Source organism: Cutibacterium namnetense, from assembly GCF_001642025.1.
Taxonomy (GTDB): domain Bacteria; phylum Actinomycetota; class Actinomycetes; order Propionibacteriales; family Propionibacteriaceae; genus Cutibacterium; species Cutibacterium namnetense.
The window spans coordinates 120,190-139,942 of sequence record NZ_LWHO01000002.1; the positions used below are offsets into that span (position 1 = coordinate 120,190).

17 protein-coding genes, 1 other RNA gene, 2 pseudogenes and 1 riboswitch are annotated in these 19,753 nt (G+C 60.2%); of the genes and pseudogenes, 12 read left to right on the plus strand and 8 right to left on the minus strand.

Annotated features, from left to right (window positions below):
- Positions 1-27 precede the first annotated feature (27 nt).
- The 5 genes and pseudogenes from A5483_RS03345 to moaC all read left to right on the plus strand — a co-directional run bounded on the left by A5483_RS03345 (position 28) and on the right by moaC (position 4,293).
- Positions 28-1,405, plus strand: a pseudogene (locus A5483_RS03345) (MFS transporter).
- Complete coding sequence (locus A5483_RS03350; protein WP_042842850.1) at positions 1,406-1,831, plus strand: molybdenum cofactor biosynthesis protein MoaE; 426 nt, start codon at positions 1,406-1,408, stop codon at positions 1,829-1,831.
- Entirely contained in the window at positions 1,828-2,619 is a 792-nt protein-coding gene (locus A5483_RS03355; RefSeq protein ID WP_063811047.1) for a HesA/MoeB/ThiF family protein, read from the plus strand. The genes A5483_RS03350 and A5483_RS03355 overlap by 4 nt, the downstream gene beginning before the upstream one ends.
- Positions 2,616-3,809, plus strand: a complete 1,194-nt coding sequence (locus tag A5483_RS03360) for a molybdopterin molybdotransferase MoeA (protein WP_161485336.1) — start codon at positions 2,616-2,618, stop codon at positions 3,807-3,809. The genes A5483_RS03355 and A5483_RS03360 overlap by 4 nt, the downstream gene beginning before the upstream one ends.
- A gap of 4 nt (positions 3,810-3,813) precedes the next feature.
- On the plus strand, positions 3,814-4,293 hold the full coding sequence (gene moaC / locus A5483_RS03365; protein ID WP_082863982.1) for a cyclic pyranopterin monophosphate synthase MoaC: 480 nt from the start codon (positions 3,814-3,816) through the stop codon (positions 4,291-4,293).
- Positions 4,294-4,345: 52 nt separating this feature from the next.
- Here the strand turns inward: moaC and A5483_RS03370 are convergent, their stop codons facing one another.
- Entirely contained in the window at positions 4,346-4,849 is a 504-nt protein-coding gene (locus A5483_RS03370; RefSeq protein ID WP_063811050.1) for a MogA/MoaB family molybdenum cofactor biosynthesis protein, read from the minus strand.
- Between the two features lie 192 nt (positions 4,850-5,041).
- Complete coding sequence (locus tag A5483_RS03375) at positions 5,042-6,529, minus strand: aminopeptidase P family protein (protein WP_063811025.1); 1,488 nt, start codon at positions 6,527-6,529, stop codon at positions 5,042-5,044.
- Between the two features lie 1,154 nt (positions 6,530-7,683).
- Here A5483_RS03375 and A5483_RS03380 point away from each other — a divergent pair.
- From A5483_RS03380 to A5483_RS03405, 6 genes are all read left to right on the plus strand, one after another.
- Entirely contained in the window at positions 7,684-8,421 is a 738-nt protein-coding gene (locus A5483_RS03380) for a zinc ribbon domain-containing protein (RefSeq protein ID WP_002515174.1), read from the plus strand.
- Between the two features lie 58 nt (positions 8,422-8,479).
- An RNA gene (gene rnpB / locus A5483_RS03385) (RNase P RNA component class A) lies at positions 8,480-8,860 on the plus strand.
- Positions 8,861-9,037: 177 nt separating this feature from the next.
- Positions 9,038-9,223, plus strand: a riboswitch (cobalamin riboswitch).
- Between the two features lie 41 nt (positions 9,224-9,264).
- Positions 9,265-10,281, plus strand: a complete 1,017-nt coding sequence (locus tag A5483_RS03390) for an ABC transporter substrate-binding protein (protein WP_063811026.1) — start codon at positions 9,265-9,267, stop codon at positions 10,279-10,281.
- Positions 10,278-11,312 (plus strand): FecCD family ABC transporter permease, encoded by a 1,035-nt coding sequence (locus A5483_RS03395; RefSeq protein WP_063811027.1) that lies wholly within the window; start codon positions 10,278-10,280, stop codon positions 11,310-11,312. Before A5483_RS03390 ends, A5483_RS03395 begins: the two co-directional genes overlap by 4 nt.
- Entirely contained in the window at positions 11,309-12,106 is a 798-nt protein-coding gene (locus A5483_RS03400) for an ABC transporter ATP-binding protein (RefSeq protein WP_002549301.1), read from the plus strand. The genes A5483_RS03395 and A5483_RS03400 overlap by 4 nt, the downstream gene beginning before the upstream one ends.
- Positions 12,103-12,729, plus strand: a complete 627-nt coding sequence (locus A5483_RS03405) for a (2Fe-2S) ferredoxin domain-containing protein (protein ID WP_042842849.1) — start codon at positions 12,103-12,105, stop codon at positions 12,727-12,729. Before A5483_RS03400 ends, A5483_RS03405 begins: the two co-directional genes overlap by 4 nt.
- 37 nt (positions 12,730-12,766) lie before the next feature.
- Here A5483_RS03405 and A5483_RS03410 read toward each other — a convergent pair whose 3' ends face one another.
- From A5483_RS03410 to A5483_RS12685, 5 genes and pseudogenes are all read right to left on the minus strand, one after another.
- Positions 12,767-12,982 carry a CstA-like transporter-associated (seleno)protein gene (locus A5483_RS03410; protein WP_063811028.1) on the minus strand — a complete coding sequence of 72 codons (216 nt, stop codon included), beginning with the start codon at positions 12,980-12,982 and terminating at the stop codon, positions 12,767-12,769.
- A gap of 87 nt (positions 12,983-13,069) precedes the next feature.
- On the minus strand, positions 13,070-15,262 hold the full coding sequence (locus A5483_RS03415; protein ID WP_420911586.1) for a carbon starvation CstA family protein: 2,193 nt from the start codon (positions 15,260-15,262) through the stop codon (positions 13,070-13,072).
- Between the two features lie 258 nt (positions 15,263-15,520).
- The gene (map, locus tag A5483_RS03420) at positions 15,521-16,261 is read right to left on the minus strand and encodes a type I methionyl aminopeptidase (protein WP_255262758.1); all 741 of its coding nucleotides are present in this window, start codon (positions 16,259-16,261) and stop codon (positions 15,521-15,523) included.
- A gap of 401 nt (positions 16,262-16,662) precedes the next feature.
- Positions 16,663-17,064, minus strand: a complete 402-nt coding sequence (locus A5483_RS12335) for a hypothetical protein (protein ID WP_042842871.1) — start codon at positions 17,062-17,064, stop codon at positions 16,663-16,665.
- A 399-nt stretch (positions 17,065-17,463) separates the two neighbouring features.
- A pseudogene (locus A5483_RS12685) lies at positions 17,464-17,532 on the minus strand (hypothetical protein); the annotation flags it as partial.
- A gap of 102 nt (positions 17,533-17,634) precedes the next feature.
- Here A5483_RS12685 and A5483_RS03430 point away from each other — a divergent pair.
- Positions 17,635-18,936, plus strand: coding sequence for a glutamine synthetase family protein (locus A5483_RS03430; RefSeq protein ID WP_042842870.1), 1,302 nt, complete (start codon positions 17,635-17,637; stop codon positions 18,934-18,936).
- Between the two features lie 18 nt (positions 18,937-18,954).
- Here A5483_RS03430 and A5483_RS03435 read toward each other — a convergent pair whose 3' ends face one another.
- On the minus strand, positions 18,955-19,752 hold the full coding sequence (locus A5483_RS03435; RefSeq protein ID WP_063811029.1) for a sterol carrier family protein: 798 nt from the start codon (positions 19,750-19,752) through the stop codon (positions 18,955-18,957).
- Position 19,753 lies beyond the last annotated feature (1 nt).

Genomic DNA, 19,753 nt, shown 5'->3' on the forward strand with positions numbered 1-19,753 from the left:
TACCACCGCCATATGGAAAGGACTTTGATGGCAGTGCACAGTGAAGGTGACTGGTTGGTCGCCTGGGACGCTGAGGACCCCAAACTCTGGGACAAGAGCCTCGCTTGGAAAACTCTGGTCATCACTACGTTTAACATGACGTTCTGTTTTGTGGCGTGGTTCCTTCCCAGCGCCATGGTCCCCAAGCTCAACGGGCTCGGTTTTGGGTTCAGCAAGACTCAGCTGTACTGGCTGGCATCGATCCCGGGCTTGTCTGGTGGAATCATGCGCTTAGTGTGGATGGTTCTTCCCCCCCATCCTTGGTACGCGCAAGATGGTCACCTCTACCATGGCACTGATTCTTGTGCCTATGGTTGGTTGGGGCATCGCCATTCAAGACAACTCCACGCCCTTCGCGGTATTGATGATTCTGGGATTTCTCGCTGGCATCGGCGGCGGATGTTTCTCCGGCTTCATGCCTTCGACCTCGTATTTCTTTCCCAAGCGCCTGCAAGGAACCGCGTTGGGTATCCAGGCCGGCATCGGAAACTTCGGAGTTTCGCTGGTGCAGCTGCTGACTCCCTGGCTCATCGGTTTCGGCATGTTTGGAATGTTTGGTGCGGCCCAAAATTTCAAGACTCCGTCCGGAAACACGCGGCTGGTGCACTACCAGACCGCTGCATTCATCTATGTTCCTGTCATCATCATTGGCCTGATCCTGGCATGGTTCATGCTGCGCTCCGTCCCTATCAAGGCTAATATTCGTCAGCAGTTCGATATATTTGGCAACCAAGATACATGGTGGATGACCGTGCTCTACATCATGACTTTCGGTACCTTTTCGGGGTTATCCGCCCAGTTTGGGCTGCTCATGGCTAATTTGTACGGCACGGGAAACTCGGCGATTATCAATGCGTCAGGTAAAGTATTGATTTCCCGGTATAAGCTACCGGACCCGGTGAGCATAGTTTTCTGGGGACCGCTCATTGGTGCTGCCACTCGTGTGATCTTCTCGCCCCTGACGGATCGAATGGGTGGTGCGGTCTGGACGTTCATCTCCGCTATCACAACCGCCATTGCAGTGGCGTTTACGATTCCGTATCTGACCCCCGACGTTTCCAGCGCCGCCACGTTATCGCATGATTTCAAGATGTTCGTCACGGGAATGCTGGTGATCTTCTTCACGACTGGCATCGGAAACGCGTCGACCTTCAAGCAGATGCCGATGATTTTCGAGAAGCGTCAGGCCGGTGGAGTGATTGGCTGGACTGCGGCCATCGCGGCCTTCGGTCCGTTCTTGTTCGGTATTGCTCTGACCTTGATGGCCCCTACCACCTTCTACATCATCGGTGTGGTCTGGGCCATTGGTTGTGCGGTCATCACGTGGGTTCGCTACGCGCGCCCGGGCGCCCCGAGGCCGAGCTGAATGAGCTCAGTGCAGATCCACACGGAGATCACCTCCAGCCCGCTTAACCTGACTGCGATTCGACAGTGGGTTGGCGATCCGGCTGCGGGTGCGGTGGTGACGTTCGAAGGGGTGGTGCGTGATCATGACCACGGAGTCGGTGTCACCGGCATCACGTACAGTGCCCACCCCTCGGCGACCGACACGTTGGCACGGGTGGTGGCTCACTTCGCCGAGTGTGAAGGTATACGCGCCATCGCGGTTGAGCATCGCGTGGGGCAACTGATAGTGGGCGACGTTGCCTTGGCGTTGGCGGTGGCAGGTGAGCATCGAAGGGAGGCCTTCACGTGTGCGATGGAGATTATTGACGCAGTGAAGGCGGAGGTCCCAATATGGAAGCAGCAGTTTCTGCTCGAGGGCGGTTATGAGTGGGGCGGGTTGCCATGACTCAGAACCAGAATGTACGGACCTTGAGCGCCTCACAACTTGAGCGTTACCGACGAAATATCGATATTCCTGGATTCGGTGAACGCGGACAGCGTGCCTTGCTGGACAGCAAGGTGCTGGTCGTCGGGGCGGGGGGCCTTGGTTCGACGGTAATACCACTGCTTGTCGGTGCCGGGGTTGGTCATGTGACCGTCACCGACGGTGACACGGTCGAAGTGGGAAACCTTCAACGGCAAATACTGCATCGCACAGTGGGACGCAACAAGGCCGAATCGGCGGCGGCGCAAGTGCAGGGGCTAAACGGCGATGTTACCGTGGCTGCAATTCCCCACATGCTTGACCGCGATGATCTCGACAAGCTAGTGGCAACCCACGATGTGGTTGTTGATTGCGTCGACACCTTCGGAATGAAGCTCGCTATTTCAGATGCGTGCCGACAGCGGAGGCGCCCACTGGTATGGGCCACTGTGGTGTCGATGCAAGGGCAGTGCTCAGTATTCGGCGTACCGGATGCGGAGGGGAATCTGCTGTGGCTACGCGACTTGCACCGTGAACTGCCCCCAGACTCCGATCTTCCGTTAGCCAAGGATGTCGGGGTTCTTGGCGCTGTGGTGGCACAGGTGGCTTCTGTGCAGGCCACCGAGACGATCAAGCTTCTTGCCGGCTTAGGAGACCTTCTTGTCGGGCGCGTGTGGTTCCTGGATGCCATGCGCGCGCGCAGCTTCGAGTTGCCCCTGCGCCCAGGGGTTGGACGAGTTACGCGGCACGGGATGGTGAAGGCATCGTGACGGACACCCCTGAACAGTACTTGGCACGGATACTTGAGCTGGCACGGCCGGTGGAGTCCGAAACGGTACCGTTGTGCCGGGCGCTCGGGCGATTTCTAGCCGAGGACGTGATCGCGCCATGGCCGGTGCCTAACTTCGACAACTCGGCAATGGACGGATACGCCGTTCGCGCGGGCGATGCCGTAGCGGGGGCCAGACTTCGGGTCATTGGTGATGCCCCCGCTGGGGCCACCTGCGTTCCTGCTGTGAAGCCCGGTACTGCCGTTCGCATCATGACGGGTGCTCCGGTGCCCCCTGGTGCTGACGCTGTGGTGAAGGTGGAGGACACCGACCAGGATCCGGGGCCGGGCGCGTTGCCCGCCACGGTGAAAATCGTTCATCGAGTTGCGTCGGGCCAAAATATTCGTAGCGCGGGGGAGGACATTTCCGCCGGGGCTAGGGCATTGGGAGCAGGGTTGCGCATTACTCCAGCCGTCATCGCCTCCTTGGCGTCCCTTGGGGTGGCTGACGTGGCGGTTCGAATCCGTCCGCGCGTGGGCATCATGACGACCGGCACCGAGCTCGTCGAAGTTGGTGCGTCACTGGGGGTTGGTCAGATCCCAGACTCCAACTTGCACATGACCGCAGCTTTGGCGACCGCGTGGGGTGCCGACGTCGTCGGGTGCATGCATGTTCCAGACAGTCCGGACATTTTTCGCGCGACATGCACCGACTTGGCACAGCAGTCTGACGTTCTGGTCACATCTGGGGGAGTCTCAGCGGGTGCGTTCGACGTGGTCAAGGAATCGCTCGACGACATGACTTTCACGAAGGTCGCGATGCAACCGGGCAAACCTCAAGGCTTCGGACGTTTCAAGGATACGGTGTTCCTCGGTTTCCCAGGCAATCCGGTGAGCTGTTATGTTTCCGCCCAGCTGTTCCTGCGTCCGCTGCTGCGACGGATGGCCGGTGCTGATACGAATCACACCGTCGTGCAAATACCAGCGGGTTCCAATTGGCGCAGCCCTCTGGGGCGGACGCAGTTCGTGCCGGCGATGATCATTGATGGAGCCGTGATACCTACCCACGTGCAGGCGGGCGGGTCGCATCTGGTTGCCTCGCTCGCGGCGACCACGGCGTTGGCCGTCGTACCTGCAGGACAAGACGATGTTCGCGCCGGAGATAGCCTCGACGTCATTCTGATTGACTGATCACATGAGCAACACTCCCTTCACCCACGTCAGCCAGACAGGCGCTGCACGCATGGTCGATGTGACCGGCAAGGAAGTCACGATCCGAGAGGCTACCGCTGAAACCGTCGTGCATTGTTCGGCACCCGTGCTGAGAGCGTTACGGGACGGAACCACCCCGAAGGGGGATGTGTTTGCTGTGGCGCGTATCAGCGGCATTAACGCCGCCAAGAAGGTGCCTGAGCTGCTGCCCCTGGCACATGTGATCGGTATTCATGGAGCGATCGTTGATGTGGACGTGACTGACGACGGCGTACGTATCACGGCAACGGTTCGAGCGGCTGATCGTACCGGTGTCGAGATGGAGGCGTTGACGGCTGCAACCGTGGCTGGTCTGGCTCTGATCGACATGGTCAAGGGCGTCGACAAGATGGTCGAGATCACCTCGGCGCGGGTACTGACCAAGAGCGGTGGACGATCAGGACTGTGGCGTCGCCCGGAGTAACGGCATCCAATGCGCCGAGTTTCTGGTGCCCAACGGCCGAACGTGGGTTGGGTTAGTCCATGGGATGGTCGGCGCCATCGAGCTGATCGATGATGTGCAGCAAAAGCTCTTTCAGGACAGCCATGGCGTCCCGGGCACCGCCGCGGGAACCGGGAACATTCACCAGAACGGCCCGCGTCCCCTCATAATCGATAACTCCGGACAACCCACGTGACAACACAGCCTTGGGCGTCTTGGCCATGCCTGCCGCACGAATGGCCTCGGTGATTCCGGGAATCTGAAAATGCAGGAGTGGAGCGCAGGCCTCGACGGTGACGTCCCGTGGGCCGACACCCGTGCCTCCGGTAGTCAGAACTACCCGTGCGCCGGCAGCCACGGCCTTTAGAACTGCCGCACGAATGGCCTCGATGTCATCGGGAACGATGACCGGCGCATCGACCTTGAATCCAACAGCGGCCAACCCGTCGCGTAGCACAGGACCAGAGCGGTCTTCGTACACATCGCGGAACGCTCGATCCGAGCAGGTGATCACGGTCGCTGGCAGAGATGAATCCATGACCGAAACTGTAGTAGGCCCGGCATTGGGATCACTCGCGGCGATGCGTCGTGTCGGCACCCCGACAGCAGGCTGCTGACTGTCCTTCCTCTACGCAATACGTGGTGGATGCCAAGCGTGCAATGTGCGGAGGACAGCCCTGGCCTAGGTCGTGGACTTCATGGCTGTCTAATGTCGAGCTGAAAGTGTTTCTCAACGTTCCCAGATCTCTTGCATCCAGGCCTCGACCTCGTCGATCTGACGCGGACAATCCTTGGACAACCACTCGGGCTCACCGTCAGTGATGCACAGGTCGTCCTCAATGCGTACACCGATGCCGCGGAACTCCTCGGGAACCAGCAGGTCGGTCTGTTTGAAGTAGATACCTGGCTCGTCGGAGACGCACATACCTTTCTTGAGCGGTCCGGAGTAATCCTGGCGACGCGCCTGGTTGCAGTCGTGAACGTCCAGGCCGAGGTGGTGCGACGTGCCGTGAACCATCCACCGGCGGTGCTGGCCGCCCTCGGGGGACAGCGATTCCTCGACGCTGACCGGGAGGATGCCCCACTCGTGCAGGTACTCGCAGATGACGCGAATGGCGGCCTGATGGATCTCGGCATGGTCGTGGCCAACTTTCGCGACGGCAGCTGCCGCGTCCTGGGCCTCAAGGACGGCCTGGTAGACGCGACGCTGGGCGGGGGAGAAGGTTCCCGAGATTGGTAGGGTGCGAGTGATATCGGCGGTGTAGAGGGAGTCGACCTCGATCCCAGCGTCGATCAGGATGAGTTCGCCGGGGCGCAGGTCGCCGTCGTTGCGTACCCAGTGCAGCGTGTTGGCGTGGTCGCCGGCCGCGCAGATCGAGCCGTAGCCCACCTCATTGCCGAGATGACGGGCGACACGTCCGAAAGTGCCCTCCACCCAACGCTCGCCTCGGCCCTTGCGGACGGCCTCCGGGATCTCGGCGATCATGGATTCAAAACCCACCTTGGACTTGCGGCAGGCATCTCGCAGCTGCTCGACCTCCCAGCTGTCTTTGCATAAGCGGGCGGCTGAGGAAAACTCGTAGAACTCGTCGTCGGCGTCCTCAGATCCCCGAGGACGCAATGAGTCGACGGTGGCGGTGACAGTCTCGTCGGCGTCGCGAATAACGCGCACTGTGGCGTCACCGGTAGACAGAGCGTCGTCGAGTTGTGAGATGTCCCGGCAGACAAGTCCCGTCATGGCCGCCATTTCCTCAAGGGACTCTCGCTGGCCAACCCACATCTCGCCGTAGGTCGGATCAGCATAGAACTCGCGGTCGGTGCGGGGCGCACGCGGCTTGAAGTACAGCACGTCGCGAGTTTCCGCGGTGGTATCGACGACGAGGACCGCGTTGGGCTCCCTGTCGGTGCCTAAGCCCGAGTAGTAGGCGAAGGCGGTGTTGGGGCGAAAAGGGTAATCGCAGTCGTTGTTGCGACGCATGAGATGGCCAGCGGGGATGACCAGGCGATCGCTATCGAAGCGGGCGGCTAAGGCATCACGGTGTGCGGTAGCCGAAGGTACCGAGCTGAGCGGTTCGGGCAGCTCGTCGGGATAAGGGGCCCAGTCGGTAGGGATGAACTCGACGAAGGCTTTTGAGAACGGGGTCTGACGCTTGGGGACCTGCTGCTCTTCGGCTTGCCTCAGTTGTTCGTTGAGCTCTGTGGACCTCGTCTCGGTCATATTCGGACCTCCGCTGATTGTTGAGTATCCCCTCTAGTGTAGGTCTCGGTGACACGGAAGTCTTGGGGCCCAGAGGGCTTTTATGGGGCCGCACAGCCGCAATGCCGGTCCTCTGCCCAGGCCAGTCCGGTCCTCTACACCCAGGTTAGTTAGGTACCCGTTGCCCATCGGACCAACGTGACCTCCACAGGGCAGGTATCGAATTACGGCTTCGCCGTGGTGGTTGCGGACAAACAGGCCGATCAGTGAGGGCGTCGCGTTGGGTGACGGTTAGAATTCAGAAGGAATTTTTCTACTCAGAGCAATCGACTGTATTGTTAAATTTATGACTAGAAATTGACTTTCTTATGGAGGGGGATATTTTCGTTGTTGGTATCACTGAAACCTGAATTTTGTGAGATGTTTCAACGGATGTATCATCTGCACAGGCAGCTAGGATGGTCCATTGATCCGAAGGCTGCTGAGATACGTTATATGAAGGTTTCATTCCGACGATCGGAGAAGCGTCTTGTATGTAGAGAGAAGTATCCTTCTTGATCCTTGCTCCGACGTCACTTATCGGCCTCCCGGGAAGATCAGATATCGCTAAGGAAGTATTTTCAGGAGATGACTTATGGGGCGTCTTTGTACAGGCGCTAGCGGTCGAAGAAAATATGGCAGCCAGCGTCAATGCAGCGAGTTTCAAGACTTTCATCTGAGTCCGCAAGAGATTGTGGTCTGCGAAGGATCAAATGCCTTCAGGAGCCGCTAGTTCCGCCGTCGTAATCCATTCCGGCAGATCCCTTGTTTTCTTAGGCAGATGCTGCAGGGGTCGTCACTGCTAGTAAAGAAAGCGCGACTGCTGCTATGGCAATGCTAGGGCGAAGGGGTGCCATTACTGATCAGCCTTTCTTAGAGGTGCGGAGGCATGCAATAAAAAGAGCGTAGACCTGCTGATGTCCATGTCCATAAGGAGTTGCGGCAGGATTGTCCGAAAGTTAGTTGCCGTATAGACGGCATCAGGGGGGGATAGCTACCGCCAGAAGCTCACGCTGGGTGTGAGGGGGCCTGAACTCGCGCTAGGGCAGGTCATCGCACATATGCTCAGCGCTATACCGACTGGAGGTAGGCTGAGCCTCACATGTCAACAGGGCCACGGAACGCAGGAGGCAAGCGTGAAAGCTGCGGCACAGGATCAGTGGAAGCTTCTGGACCTTGCTCAGACTGATCGGCGGATCGCTCAAGCAGAGCATCGTCGTCGGACTCTGCCCGAGTTGGCCGAACTCAAGGACCTTGCAGTGCAGCGGCGAACGCTTGCGGAGGAGGTCGTCGCTAAGTCCACCGCTCTATCGGACGCCAAAATGGAGCAGGAACGTATCGAGGGCGACCTCGAACCAGCTCGCGCCCGAATGGAGCGTAACCAGAAAACCGTGGATGCGGGCACCATCACCGACCATAAAGCGTTGCGCGGCCTGACCGAGGAAATCGAGCACCTAGGGCGGCGCATCTCTCGACTGGAGGACGCCGAGCTTGAGGCTATGCAGGCCGTCGAGGATGCCGAGAGGGCCCACGCCGACGCTGATCGACGCCGCATCGAGCTCGACGGGCACATCCGCACCGTGCTGGTTTCCCGCGACGCTGGTCTCAAAGAGATTGACGAGGGATTGAGCGAACTGCGACGGGTTCGTCAGACTCAGGCTGGTGGTGTTCCGGCTGACCTCTTGAAGCTGTACGAACTGCTGCGCGAGCGTACCGGCATGGGATGCGCAAAGCTCGTGCACGGAGTTTGTGAAGGATGCGGCATCGCCGCCACTGCCGCTGACCTGCGCAGTTATGCGGCGGCTGGCGACGATGAAGTGGTGCGATGCGAGGAATGCGATCGCATCTTAGTGCGTACCGGGGAGTCCATCTGAGGTTTCTGTGGCACCGTGTGGCGGTAGTACCGAGATATCCGTAGAATTGGCGCCCGGACGAGCCATCCGGGTGATCGCGGCAGCGCTAAGTTGTCGAGGAAAGTCCGGGCTCCATAGAGCAGGGTGGTGGGTAACGCCCACCCGGGGTGACCCGCGGGAAAGTGCCACAGAGAACAGACTGCCGGTTTCGAGCCGGTGAGGGTGAAACGGCGGGGTAAGAGCCCACCGCGTCATCGGTGACGGTGACGGCATGGCAAACCCCACCTGGAGCAAGGCCAAGAAGACCGTGAGGTCGCGGACGTGTTTGAGGGCTGCTCGCTCGAGCGTTCGGGTAGGTCGCGCAGCCAAGAGGCTGAAGGACACCAGCAATGGTGTTCACAGATGGATGGTCACCGGCCCGACAGGGCTACAGAACCCGGCTTATAGGATGGCTCGTCCCCATACTTCTAGCTGTAACAGTGAGTTTGGCCGGGCTAAGTGGGTTTGTGCCAACGCCGTCGTAGGTGTTGTTTTCTAGGTCGAGTTCGGGTAGGTCGCCGCAACTGTGCTGTTGACGGTGTCCGTTCCTGCCCACAACATTCATGGTGGCGTTCCACCGCCGGTATACGAAGGTGGTGCTAGGATCCTCGCGTCAGGTTGCTGGTGACCACACCAGCGCTGGAATCCGGTGAAAGGCCGGAGCTGACGCGCAGCGGTGTGACTGATCCGCCCCGACTCGAACCACTGGTGCCACGCGCACTGGGAAGGTGCCGGGAATGGAGACGAAGTCGAGCCCGAAGACCACCTGACGACGTCCTGTTGTTGCCCGGCCGCGCACGCCGATCACAGAAAGCTGGTTTCGCCATGCATGCCACCCCGATGCCCCTTCGTCGAGCCGTCGTGGTATCGATGCTCCCCGCCGTCATGCTGGCCGGATGTGCCGGTGCCCCCAAGGATTCATCGGCTCCGTCGTCGTCGACGTCGACATCCCAGTCCGACGCTGGACCCATCACCATCACCAACTGTGGCCAGAAGGTCGCCCTCAACAAGCCAGCCACCCGGGCTGTGACTCTCAACCAGGGGGCTACCGAAGATGTGCTGGCTATCGGTGGTGAATCCAAACTCGCCGGGACTGCGTATCTTGACAGCGAGATCCCGGAGAAATGGAAGAAGGCTTACAACTCGGTCAAGGTGCTGTCCAAAAAGTACCCGCCTAAGGAGATCTTTCTGTCTGCTAAGCCCGATCTGGCCGTGTCCTCGTATTCGAGCGCTTTCACCGACAAAGCGGTGGGAACACGCGAAGAGTTAAAGAAGCAGGGAATCGCCACGTATATCAGCCCCTTTGGATGTCCCAAGGGGACTCCCTCAGCCGAGGCCACTTGGGAGAACGTGTGGAAAGAAATGGCAGAGGTCGGGACCCTCATCGGGAGTAAGGATGCCGCCGATAAGGTCATCGCTGAACAGCGCAAGTCCCTCAAGGAGATCACCAGTAACAAGCATGGCAGTGGAACCTCGATCGTGTGGTTCGACTCGGGTGACAAGGTTCCGTTCATCGGTGCTGGCCATGGCGGCCCGCAGCTGCTCATGGATGCCGTTGGGGCCAGGAATCTTTTTGCCAGCCTCGATGGAGGCTGGGCTGACGGTTCATGGGAGAAGATCGTTGGTTCTAACCCCGATGTCATCGTCGTTGCAGACGCCGACTGGTCGACGGCCAAGGACAAGATCGCTTATCTGAAGAAGGATCCCGTTCTCAGCCAGATGAAGGCGGTCAAGGAAAACAAGTTCGTCACCGTGCCGTTTTCGCAGAGCACCCCTGGGGCTGAGCTGATTGATGGAGCGAAAACCCTCAACGAGGGACTGGCCAAGGTCACCGGGAAGTGAGCCGCTGGCGCAGTTGGTTCGTGCTCGGCATCGTCGTTGCTGCCCTGATTGGCAGTGTCCTGGTGGTCTTGGGGATCGGGGCGGTTCGGGTTCCGGTCTCCGACGTCGCGCGGGTAGTGGCGCGACGCTTCCGGCTTATTGAAGGGGCTGACGTTACGGTCCTCAACGACCAGATCGTCTGGCAGATGAGGGCCCCGCGCGTCATCGGATCGATGGCTGTCGGTGCCTTGTTGGCGATGTGTGGCGCGGTACTGCAGACCCTCACTGGCAACGACCTGGCTGATCCGTATCTACTCGGTATCTCCAGTGGTGCGTCGGTGGGAGCGGTATTCGTCCTGGTTGTCGGGATTTCCAGCACCCTCGGGCAGTCGGTCCTCATGGCTCTAGCCTCTTTCGTCGGTGCCGTTGGGGCCTTGGTCATGGTGCTGACGATGGCCACGGGCAGATCAGGGGAGTTGCCTGCCGGCCGGACGATCTTGGCCGGTGTGGCCGTCGGCCAGTTGTGCGGAGCAGCAGTCTCGGTCATGATCATGGTCTTCGGGGAGTCGAATGCGGCTCGTTCGGCTCTGTCCTGGACCCTCGGATCATTCGCAGGGCTGAGGTGGGGATCGACGATCACACTGGTTGTCGCAACCGTGCCGGCGCTGATCTTCGGGATAGCTTTGTGCCACGTCCTTGACGCTTTCGCATTTGGAGACGTCAGTGCGATGTCGTTGGGGGTCCCGGTGAACACTGTCCGCTGGGCAATCATGGTCAGCACCGCCCTGTTGACCGCCCTCAGCGTGGCCTTCGCCGGGCCCATCGGCTTCGTCGGGCTCACGGTTCCCCATATTGTGAGGTTCTGGACCGGGCCGCGTCACGCCCGTCTTCTGCCGGCATCTGCCCTGGCCGGAGCGCTGCTTATGGCGTGGTCAGACACCGCCGCACGGTGTCTGCGTCCTGACACCGAGATCCCAGTGGGCGTCATCACCGCAATCGTCGGGGCGCCGGTGCTTGTTGTGCTTTTGCGTCGACAGGCCTCGAAATCATGACAGCGGTGACGACGTCAGCGGTGTTGAGGGCCGATAATCTTGGCTGGGGCGTGGACGGAAAGACGATCCTGTCAGGGGTCAGCATGGAAGTTCGGCCCCAGATGATGACGATGATTATCGGCCTCAACGGATCGGGCAAGACCACCCTGCTTCACCTGCTTGCGGGGCTGCGCAAGCCCGGCAAGGGACGAGTGTGGTTGGGGGAGCGTGACCTCGCCCGGATCGGTGGCAAGGAGCGCTCCGCAATGATGGCGCTGTTGGAACAGAATCCGTCGGCCCATGTCGAGCTGACGGTGCGCGACGTCGTCCAGCTTGGCCGCATCCCGCATCTAGGTCGATGGCGGATGGGCAATCTCACCCGCAGACAGGGACATGACGATGACGTTGTCGACAAAGCGATGGTAACGACCGGGGTTAGTGAACTCACTGATAGGGCATGGTCGTCCTTGTCGGGAGGGGAGAGACAACGGGTACAGCTGGCTCGTGCCCTGGCCCAGGAGCCCGAGATCTTGTTCCTCGACGAGCCGACGAACCATCTTGATCTACCCCACCAAATCGATCTCCTGCAGCGGGTCCGAGGGCTCGGCTTGACGACGATCACCGTTATCCACGACCTCGACCTGGCTGCCGCGTATGCTGACGATCTCATCGTGCTCGACTCGGGTCGCATGGTTGCTAACGGGCCGGCGAGCGAGGTGCTGACCCCTGGCCTCGTCCGTGACCACTTCGGTGTTGAGGGCGAGGTCTGGTCCTCCTCGAGACGCGGTTTCACCTGGAGCGGACTGCACTCATGACAACACGTATCGCAGTATCCCTACGGTGGGACGACGCCATCGGCATGGACGAAGTCATGGCCCAGCAGGTGCTAGCTGATTACACCGCTCACCTGCAGGGCCCCGGTCCGGCGCTCATTGATGTCCTCGACTCGATCGATGACACCCGAATCGAGGTCGTCGGGTGGAGTAGCGAGGACGGGCCTGTGCCGCTGTCCTGGTTGCGCCGGGTGGCAGGGCAGTGGGTTCGTGACCATGCGGGCGGGCCGAGCGTCGTCGTCCATGCTGGGACGGTGCGGCCTGGGCAGGCGGTATCGGATGAGTGGCGAACCGTCACCGGCTCCGAGGCTCCATTGCGCAATCCGGCCTGGCAGGAGTTCCCGCCCTTCCGGCACCACCTGCTGGCATGCCGTGGGCCCCGCTGCAATGCGGCCGGAGCAGCCGATCTGCACGCCCGGCTGGAGGACAAGCTAGCTCGTGCTCATGCCCTCGACACGGAGGTCCTCATTACGGTGACTGGGTGCATGTTCCCTTGTAACCATGCCCCGCTGGTCGTCGTGTGGCCAGACGGCAGGTGCATCCAGCTGACCGATGACAACCTCGACCGTATCGTCGCTGAACTCATCGGGTCCTCCCGTCAGTGACGGATGTGCCCGATAGGCAAGGTGTCACTACGCCGGGTCAGCAACACTGCGCCGGTGGATTACGGTCCTGGCGATCGCACTGGTCGCGCCAGAACGTCTTCTCTGGCATCGGGGTGTGTCCGGTGCGTCGGCACCACTGCAGGTAGTTGTCGTAGGCGTCGGCGCCGGTGACGCCGCGCACCCACCGTCTCAGGGACAACCAGCATCGTCGCCACAATGAATCGGCGGGTTGATGTCGGGGCGCGGCGGTCACGCGTGCTCCTTGTCCTTGTGGACACTTTCCAGATCAAGGTCAGGGTGCTTCTCGTAGAAGGCGTCCCACTCAGCCTGAAGATCCCTCTCAGCCTTGGTGGATGAGACCACTGGGAGCAAAGATCGTCGAAGCCTTGGCCGGATCCTCGGTGTCGATGATGTTGCGGCCTCGTAGCGCCTGGACGGTTCGACTACAAGCCACGATCATGACGATGAGGGTACAGACGACGAAGATGATCGACATCGTTCCCTGAATGGCGGTATTGCCGACGACGGTGTGCATCTGGTCAATGTTTTTGGCCTGCCCCAGCGAGGCTTGGCCGGCGGCGATGGCTCGCTTGTAAGTCATGTGATTGGCCCAGTAACCGATTTTCGGGTCTGGGGAGAAGATCTTCAACCAGGATCCGTAAACCGTAATAATGGCGGTGAAGAGCATCGGTACGAAGATGATGAGCAGCCGCCACTTGTGACCAGCCCGGGCGAAGACCACCAAGCAGATCGACAAGGCGACAGCTGCCAACAGCTGGTTAGCGATGCCGAAGAGCGGGAAGAGAGTGTTGATGCCACCCAGCGGGTCAGTGACGCCCATGAGGAGGATCGAGCCCCAGCCAGCAACCATGATCGCGGTGGTCAGCCAGGAGCCAATCTTCCACGAGTGATCCTGGAGACGTGGCCAGAAGTTTCCCAGCGCATCGGAGAGCATGAACCTGGCGACACGGGTACCTGCGTCGACCGAGGTGAGGATGAACAAGGCTTCGAACATGATCGCGAAGTGGTACCAGAAGCTCATCATGGCTTCGCCACCAAAGATCTTGTGCATGATCGTCGCTAGACCAACGGCCAGGGTGGGGGCCCCGCCAGTCCGGCTGACGATCGACGTTTCGCCGACGAGTTTAGCCGTCGTCGTCAGCGCGTTGGCGTCAGCGTGCACGCCCGATAGGCCGAGGGAGTTGACGTAAGCCACGGCAGACTGGACGGTATTCCCGGTAGCGCCGGCTGGGGAGTTCATGGCGAAATAGATGCCACGATCCACCGACAGGGCAGCCACTAGAGCCATAATCGCTACGAAAGACTCCATGAGCATGCCGCCGTAGCCGATGAGACGCGCCTGGGACTCTTTCTCGATGAGTTTCGGGGTGGTTCCAGAGGAGATCGTGGCGTGGAATCCTGATAACGCTCCACACGCGATCGTTACGAAAAGGAACGGGAAGAGCTTGCCAGAGAACACCGGGCCCGCTCCGGTGGTGGCATACACCGTCATGGCTGGCACATGGATGATCGGGCGGACGATGACGATCGAGACCGCCAACATCGCGATGACGCCGACCTTCATGAAGGTGGACAGGTAGTCGCGAGGTGCCAGCAGCATCCAGACGGGGAGCACTGCGGCGATGAACCCGTAGATGATGATGGCCCAGGCCAAAAACGGCTTGCTCAAGTGCAGAGCACTGGCAACGGCAGTGTTTTCGATCCAGGCCCCCGAGGCGATGGCTAGCACTAGTAGGACGATGCCGATGATCGAGACTTCAAGTACTTTGCCGGGGCGCAGATAACGCAGGTAGAAGCCCATGAGTAAGGCGATCGGGATGGTCAGGCCGACGCTCCATACGCCCCACGAGGAAGCGGCCAGGGAGTTGACAACGACCATGGCCAGGATGGCCACGATGATGAGCATGATTGTCAGGGTGGCGATGAGTGCTGCGATCCCCCCGAAGCGACCTAACTCGTCCTTGGCCGGCTGGCCGAGGGACCGTCCGCCGCGTCTCATCGAGATGACGAGAACGAGGTAGTCCTGGACGGCGCCTGCAAGGATGACGCCGACGATGATCCAGATCGTGCTTGGGAGATAGCCCATCTGGGCTGAGAGCACCGGGCCGACGAGGGGACCGGCGCCAGCGATGGCGGCGAAATGGCGGCCATAGAGGATGCGGCGATCCGTGGGGACGAAATCCCGGCCATTGTAGTCGTACTCCGCTGGGGTGGCTCGGCTATCGTCGGGATGGACGAGCTTGTCCTGGATGTACTTGGCGTAGAACCGGTAGCCGATGAAGTACGAACCGACGGCCGCGAAGACGAACCAGATGCCGTTAACCGTTTCGCCGCGTCGTATGGCGAGCATCCACCAGCCCAGCCCGGCGACCGCGGAGATGAGGATCCAGATGGTCACGCGCAGTGGTGTCCATCGTTGCTGACGGGCTCGCTCCTCGTCCGACAGGCTGACAGGGGGCATACCTTCGGGAATGTCTGAGTGCTTATACCTATGAGGTGGGACGGTGCCCATGGCGACCTCCAGTTGTCATTCAGTCCCCATCGTGTGGCGGGACCATGTGACGCGACCGTGCGGTGGGAATGAGGATGGTGTCGCCCATCCTTGAGTTCGACAAATCCGATGAAAAGGCTACGCCATCGAGATCTCTCGGGTATCGCTAGGTCGTCATCTTCTGTTGGTCGCCAGGATCAGTGTCGCCGCTCCCCATTCCCTGCCCCGGCGATACAGCGAGTTTGTTGACGCCGGGCAGCTGTCAGACCTTGAGGATTGTCAGTCCAAGGTGGTGAGGATCCGCGCTCGATCTTTCTCGACGACGAGGGTTTGCTCGAACTGGGCGCACCGCGAACCGTCATTGGTAAGGACTGTCCAGCCGTCGTCCCATTGATGGTTGGACTGGTCTCCCAGGGTGAGCATTGGCTCGATGGTCAGTGTCATGCCCTCCTCAAGGGTGACGTCATAGCGCGGCTCGTCATAGTGGAAGACGATGAGACCGGAGTGGAAGGCGCTGTGGACGCCGTGGCCGGTGTAGTCACGTACGACGCCGTGGCCGAAACGCTTGGCATAGTTCTCGATGATCCGTCCGATGATGGAGATCGAGCGGCCGGGTTTAACGGCCTTGATGGCCCGGTTCATGGCCTGCTGGGTATGTTCGATGAGGTCCAGGGATGCTTGGTCGACGTCGCCGCAGCCGAAGGTGTAGCAGTTGTCGCCGTGCACACCGTTCTTGTAAGCGGTGACGTCGATCTTGACGATATCGCCGTCCTCCAGCGGGCGGGAGTCAGGAATGCCGTGGCAGATCACTTCGTTGACACTGGTGCAACACGACTTTGGGTAATTGCGGTAGTCGAGGGTCGATGGGTAGGCGCCGTGGTCGCACATGTATTCGTGAGCGATGCGGTCGAGTTCGTCGGTGGTGACTCCGGGGGCTACGGCTTTTCCGGCCTCGTGCATGGCACCACAAGCGATTCGGCCGGCCTCTTCCATGGCTGCGATCGTCTCGGCTGACTGCACGTGGGAGCCGTCATAGGTTTCCGGGACGTCGCCCAGTCCGACGTAGGGGGGACGGGCAATGTTGCCGGGGACGTGACGACGAGGACTCTGGGGATACGACTTGATGGCACTCACGTCGGCCCAGTCTAGGTCGTGTGAATCTGCCACGGTCCGTGCCTGTCTTGTTCGTCTACAAATGCCACGTAGATATCAGGGGCGGTGCAGGGCATCAAAAATTTCTGCTGACGTCGGGTGGTCCAGCGCCTTATCGCTGCGCCCGGTGGGTTCGCCAGTGAACGGCACCTGGGGTCGGGCTCGATAGTGTTTGCGGGGCGTCATTCCCCCAGGTAGGCAGGGCGACCAGGAGGGCAATGTCCAACGTCACCACCATGATCCACGCTTCAACGACGAGGATTGAACCGTCAATCTACTTTGAGGGATTCCCGGGCGTGATCTACCAGGGCCTGACGGGCTGAGTCATTGATCGTGGCGGAGTTGAAGTACACCCCGAGGAAGTCAGTTTGGCCTGTGTTCACCACCACAACGTCAACGACATCGCCGCGCACTTGGGGCAGGTTGGGCAGCGAAACGTAGATCTCGCTGCGCTTCCACCACGCGGGATGACCATTGATAGTGAGGGCCGCCGAGTGAATTTCCTTCTCTCCCGTGTACCCCATGTAGTAGTCGGAGCTGGCGAAGCAATCCATCATCATCGATGCAGCCGTCTGAGGATCAGAGAATCCTTCGGCAACCGGCAGGCCACCGACCCCTGACACACTCATCCACCCGGGATAGACGTCGTCGATCTGTGCTGACTGTCCGATGACCCATGGCAGGGTGAGGTTTTCCTGCCGCCAATTCGGTATGGACTCCACTGATACGCCACCGCCATGCAAACGGTCGTCATTGGAATCCTGATTTCCCAGATGTTGGCCTTGCGGGCAGGTGACGGCAGAGGAACTGGCAGACGGGGTGGTCGACTTCTCATTCCAGGCTGAGACCGTCGGAGATGACGAGTTGAGATCAGGCTGGGCGGTGTGATCTGAAGATGTGCCGCGATGCAAGGCGAATGCAGCGACGACAGCGATGATGAGAATGACGATGATGATTACCCAGAGCCAACCAGAGCTGCGACCGCTGTCATGTCCCCGGCGTCCCTGTCCGCCGTGCTGCAGGGCAGGATCGGGGGATGTTGTAGTGCGGTCGGTCCACCGCTCACCATCAAACCAACGATAGCGATCCGGGGTGCCATCAGGATCTCGATACCACCCTGCCTGCGGACCCGAAGCCATGTCCGCAGTCTACCGAAGCCATTCCAACCTTGTTACCCGCTCGAAACATGCGACGGGCACACTGGAACGGTGAGCAGGCAGACTGAATTCGTCCTGCGTTCCATGGAGGAACGCAACACCCGCTTCGTGAGGCTGTGGTTCACCGACGTGCTGGGATCCCTGAAATCCGTTGCCATCGCCCCGGCTGAAGTTGAGGGAGCTTTCGTTGAGGGTGTGGGTTTCGATGGCTCAGCTATCGAGGGGTACGCCCGCGTCTACGAGGCGGACATGGTGGCCCACCCCGATCCGGCCACCTTCCAAGTTCTGCCATGGCGTTCGGGCACCAGTACCGCCAGGATGTTCTGCGATATCACCAATCCTGACGGAACTGCCTCAGCGGCCGACCCCCGGCACGTCCTCAAGCGGACGATGGGTCGTGCCGGGGGAATGGGCTTTACCTTCTATGTCCATCCAGAGATCGAGTTCTATCTGCTCAATGATGAGCACCATCCAGGGGAATCCCCGGTGGCACTGGACAACGGTGGCTACTTCGACCACACCACCCTGGGGGCGGGCACCGATTTCCGTCGCGACGCCATCAACGTCCTGGAGCAGATGGGTATCTCGGTAGAGTTCAGCCACCACGAGGCCGCTCCCGGACAGCACGAAATTGACCTTCGCTACGCTGATGCGTTGACGATGGCAGACAACATCATGACCTTTCGGGTGGTCATCCGGGAGATCGCCTCCCTCAAAGGGATCAAAGCCACCTTCATGCCTAAGCCCTTTACTAATTATGCCGGGTCGGGAATGCACTCCCACGTCTCCCTCTTCGAGGGGGACACCAATGCCTTCTATGACGCAGCTGATGAGGCCCGCATGTCGCCAGTCGCTAAGTATTTCGTCGCCGGTCTTTTGCACCATGCCCCGGAGATCACCGCCGTGACGAATCAGTGGGTTAATTCCTATCGGCGGCTCTCCGGCGGAGGAGAAGCGCCCAACTATATTTGTTGGGGTCGCAATAACCGGTCGGCTTTAGTTCGTATTCCGATGTATAAGCCCGACAAGGCTTCCTCGGCTCGGGTGGAGTTGCGTTCCATCGATTCTGCTGCCAACCCCTATCTGGCCTATTCCTTGGTACTTGCTGCCGGTTTGGACGGCATCGAGAAGGAATTGCCACTTCCACAGGAGGCATCCGACGACGTTTGGCAGTTGTCAGCCCGAGAGCGTCACGCACTGGGTATCAAGCAGCTGCCACAAAGTCTGGGTGCTGCGATCCGCTGCATGGAGGAGTCCGAACTCGTGGCTGAGACCCTCGGCGAACATGTCTACGACTACTTCCTACGCAATAAGAGGGCGGAATTTGAGGAATACAACCGACAAGTCAGCCAGTTCGAGCTTGATCGTTACCTGCCACACCTGTGAACGGCTAGGAGCTGACGTCTAGTCGCCAGCAAGAATGTCACGGAAAATCCCGGCCATATCAACGACTGGGAACACCCTAGCAACGTCGTCGACGTGGGACCCAGACGCCTGAACCCGTCTTGCTGAGCGCACTTCTGCCCAGTGTGAGAAGCCGGTGGCCAATCGCAGGAAGGTCATAGGGTCGGTCTCGGCCACGTTGGGTGGGGTGCCCCGGTGGTGGCAGGGACCCGACTCGCTCGCCGCCAATTGAACTGCGCACGCAGGCGGTACCCGAAGCTCAATCGTGCGACCACCGTGGGTCTCATCGAGAACCGTCGACACGGTGCGGCAATTTTCAATAATCGCCACGGACGGAATATCGATGCCATCGTACAAGCCCATAGCGGCCATGGCGAGGAGAGTGGCCCGCAGATGGTCGGTCACGCGCACTGGTCCCACCAAAGAATCCACTGTTGTGGACGGTCCGGGGGTGGCGAGCAACACCGACTCCACTTCGTCTAGAAGACGCCGAGCCTGTCCGACAAGTCGGCTAGCCGTGTCGTCGGCAATCACCTCATCGCCGATGGTTGCCAAGGTATCGGTGGCTTTGCGACGCTCGTCGATCACCCGTGCCAGGGTCATCGGTCTGATGGTCGTCGGCGTCGTCACCGTCTGCAGGGTGTCGGTGAAAATCACCATGAGGTGGGCGATATGGTGACGGCCCCACAACTGAGTTTCGCCGAGGCCGCCCGTCTCAGGTTGAGGCAGCAGACACCGGGCAGTCGCTACCCACGTGGTCGCCAATCGCCTTACGCCGCGTTCCGCGCGTGCTGTCATG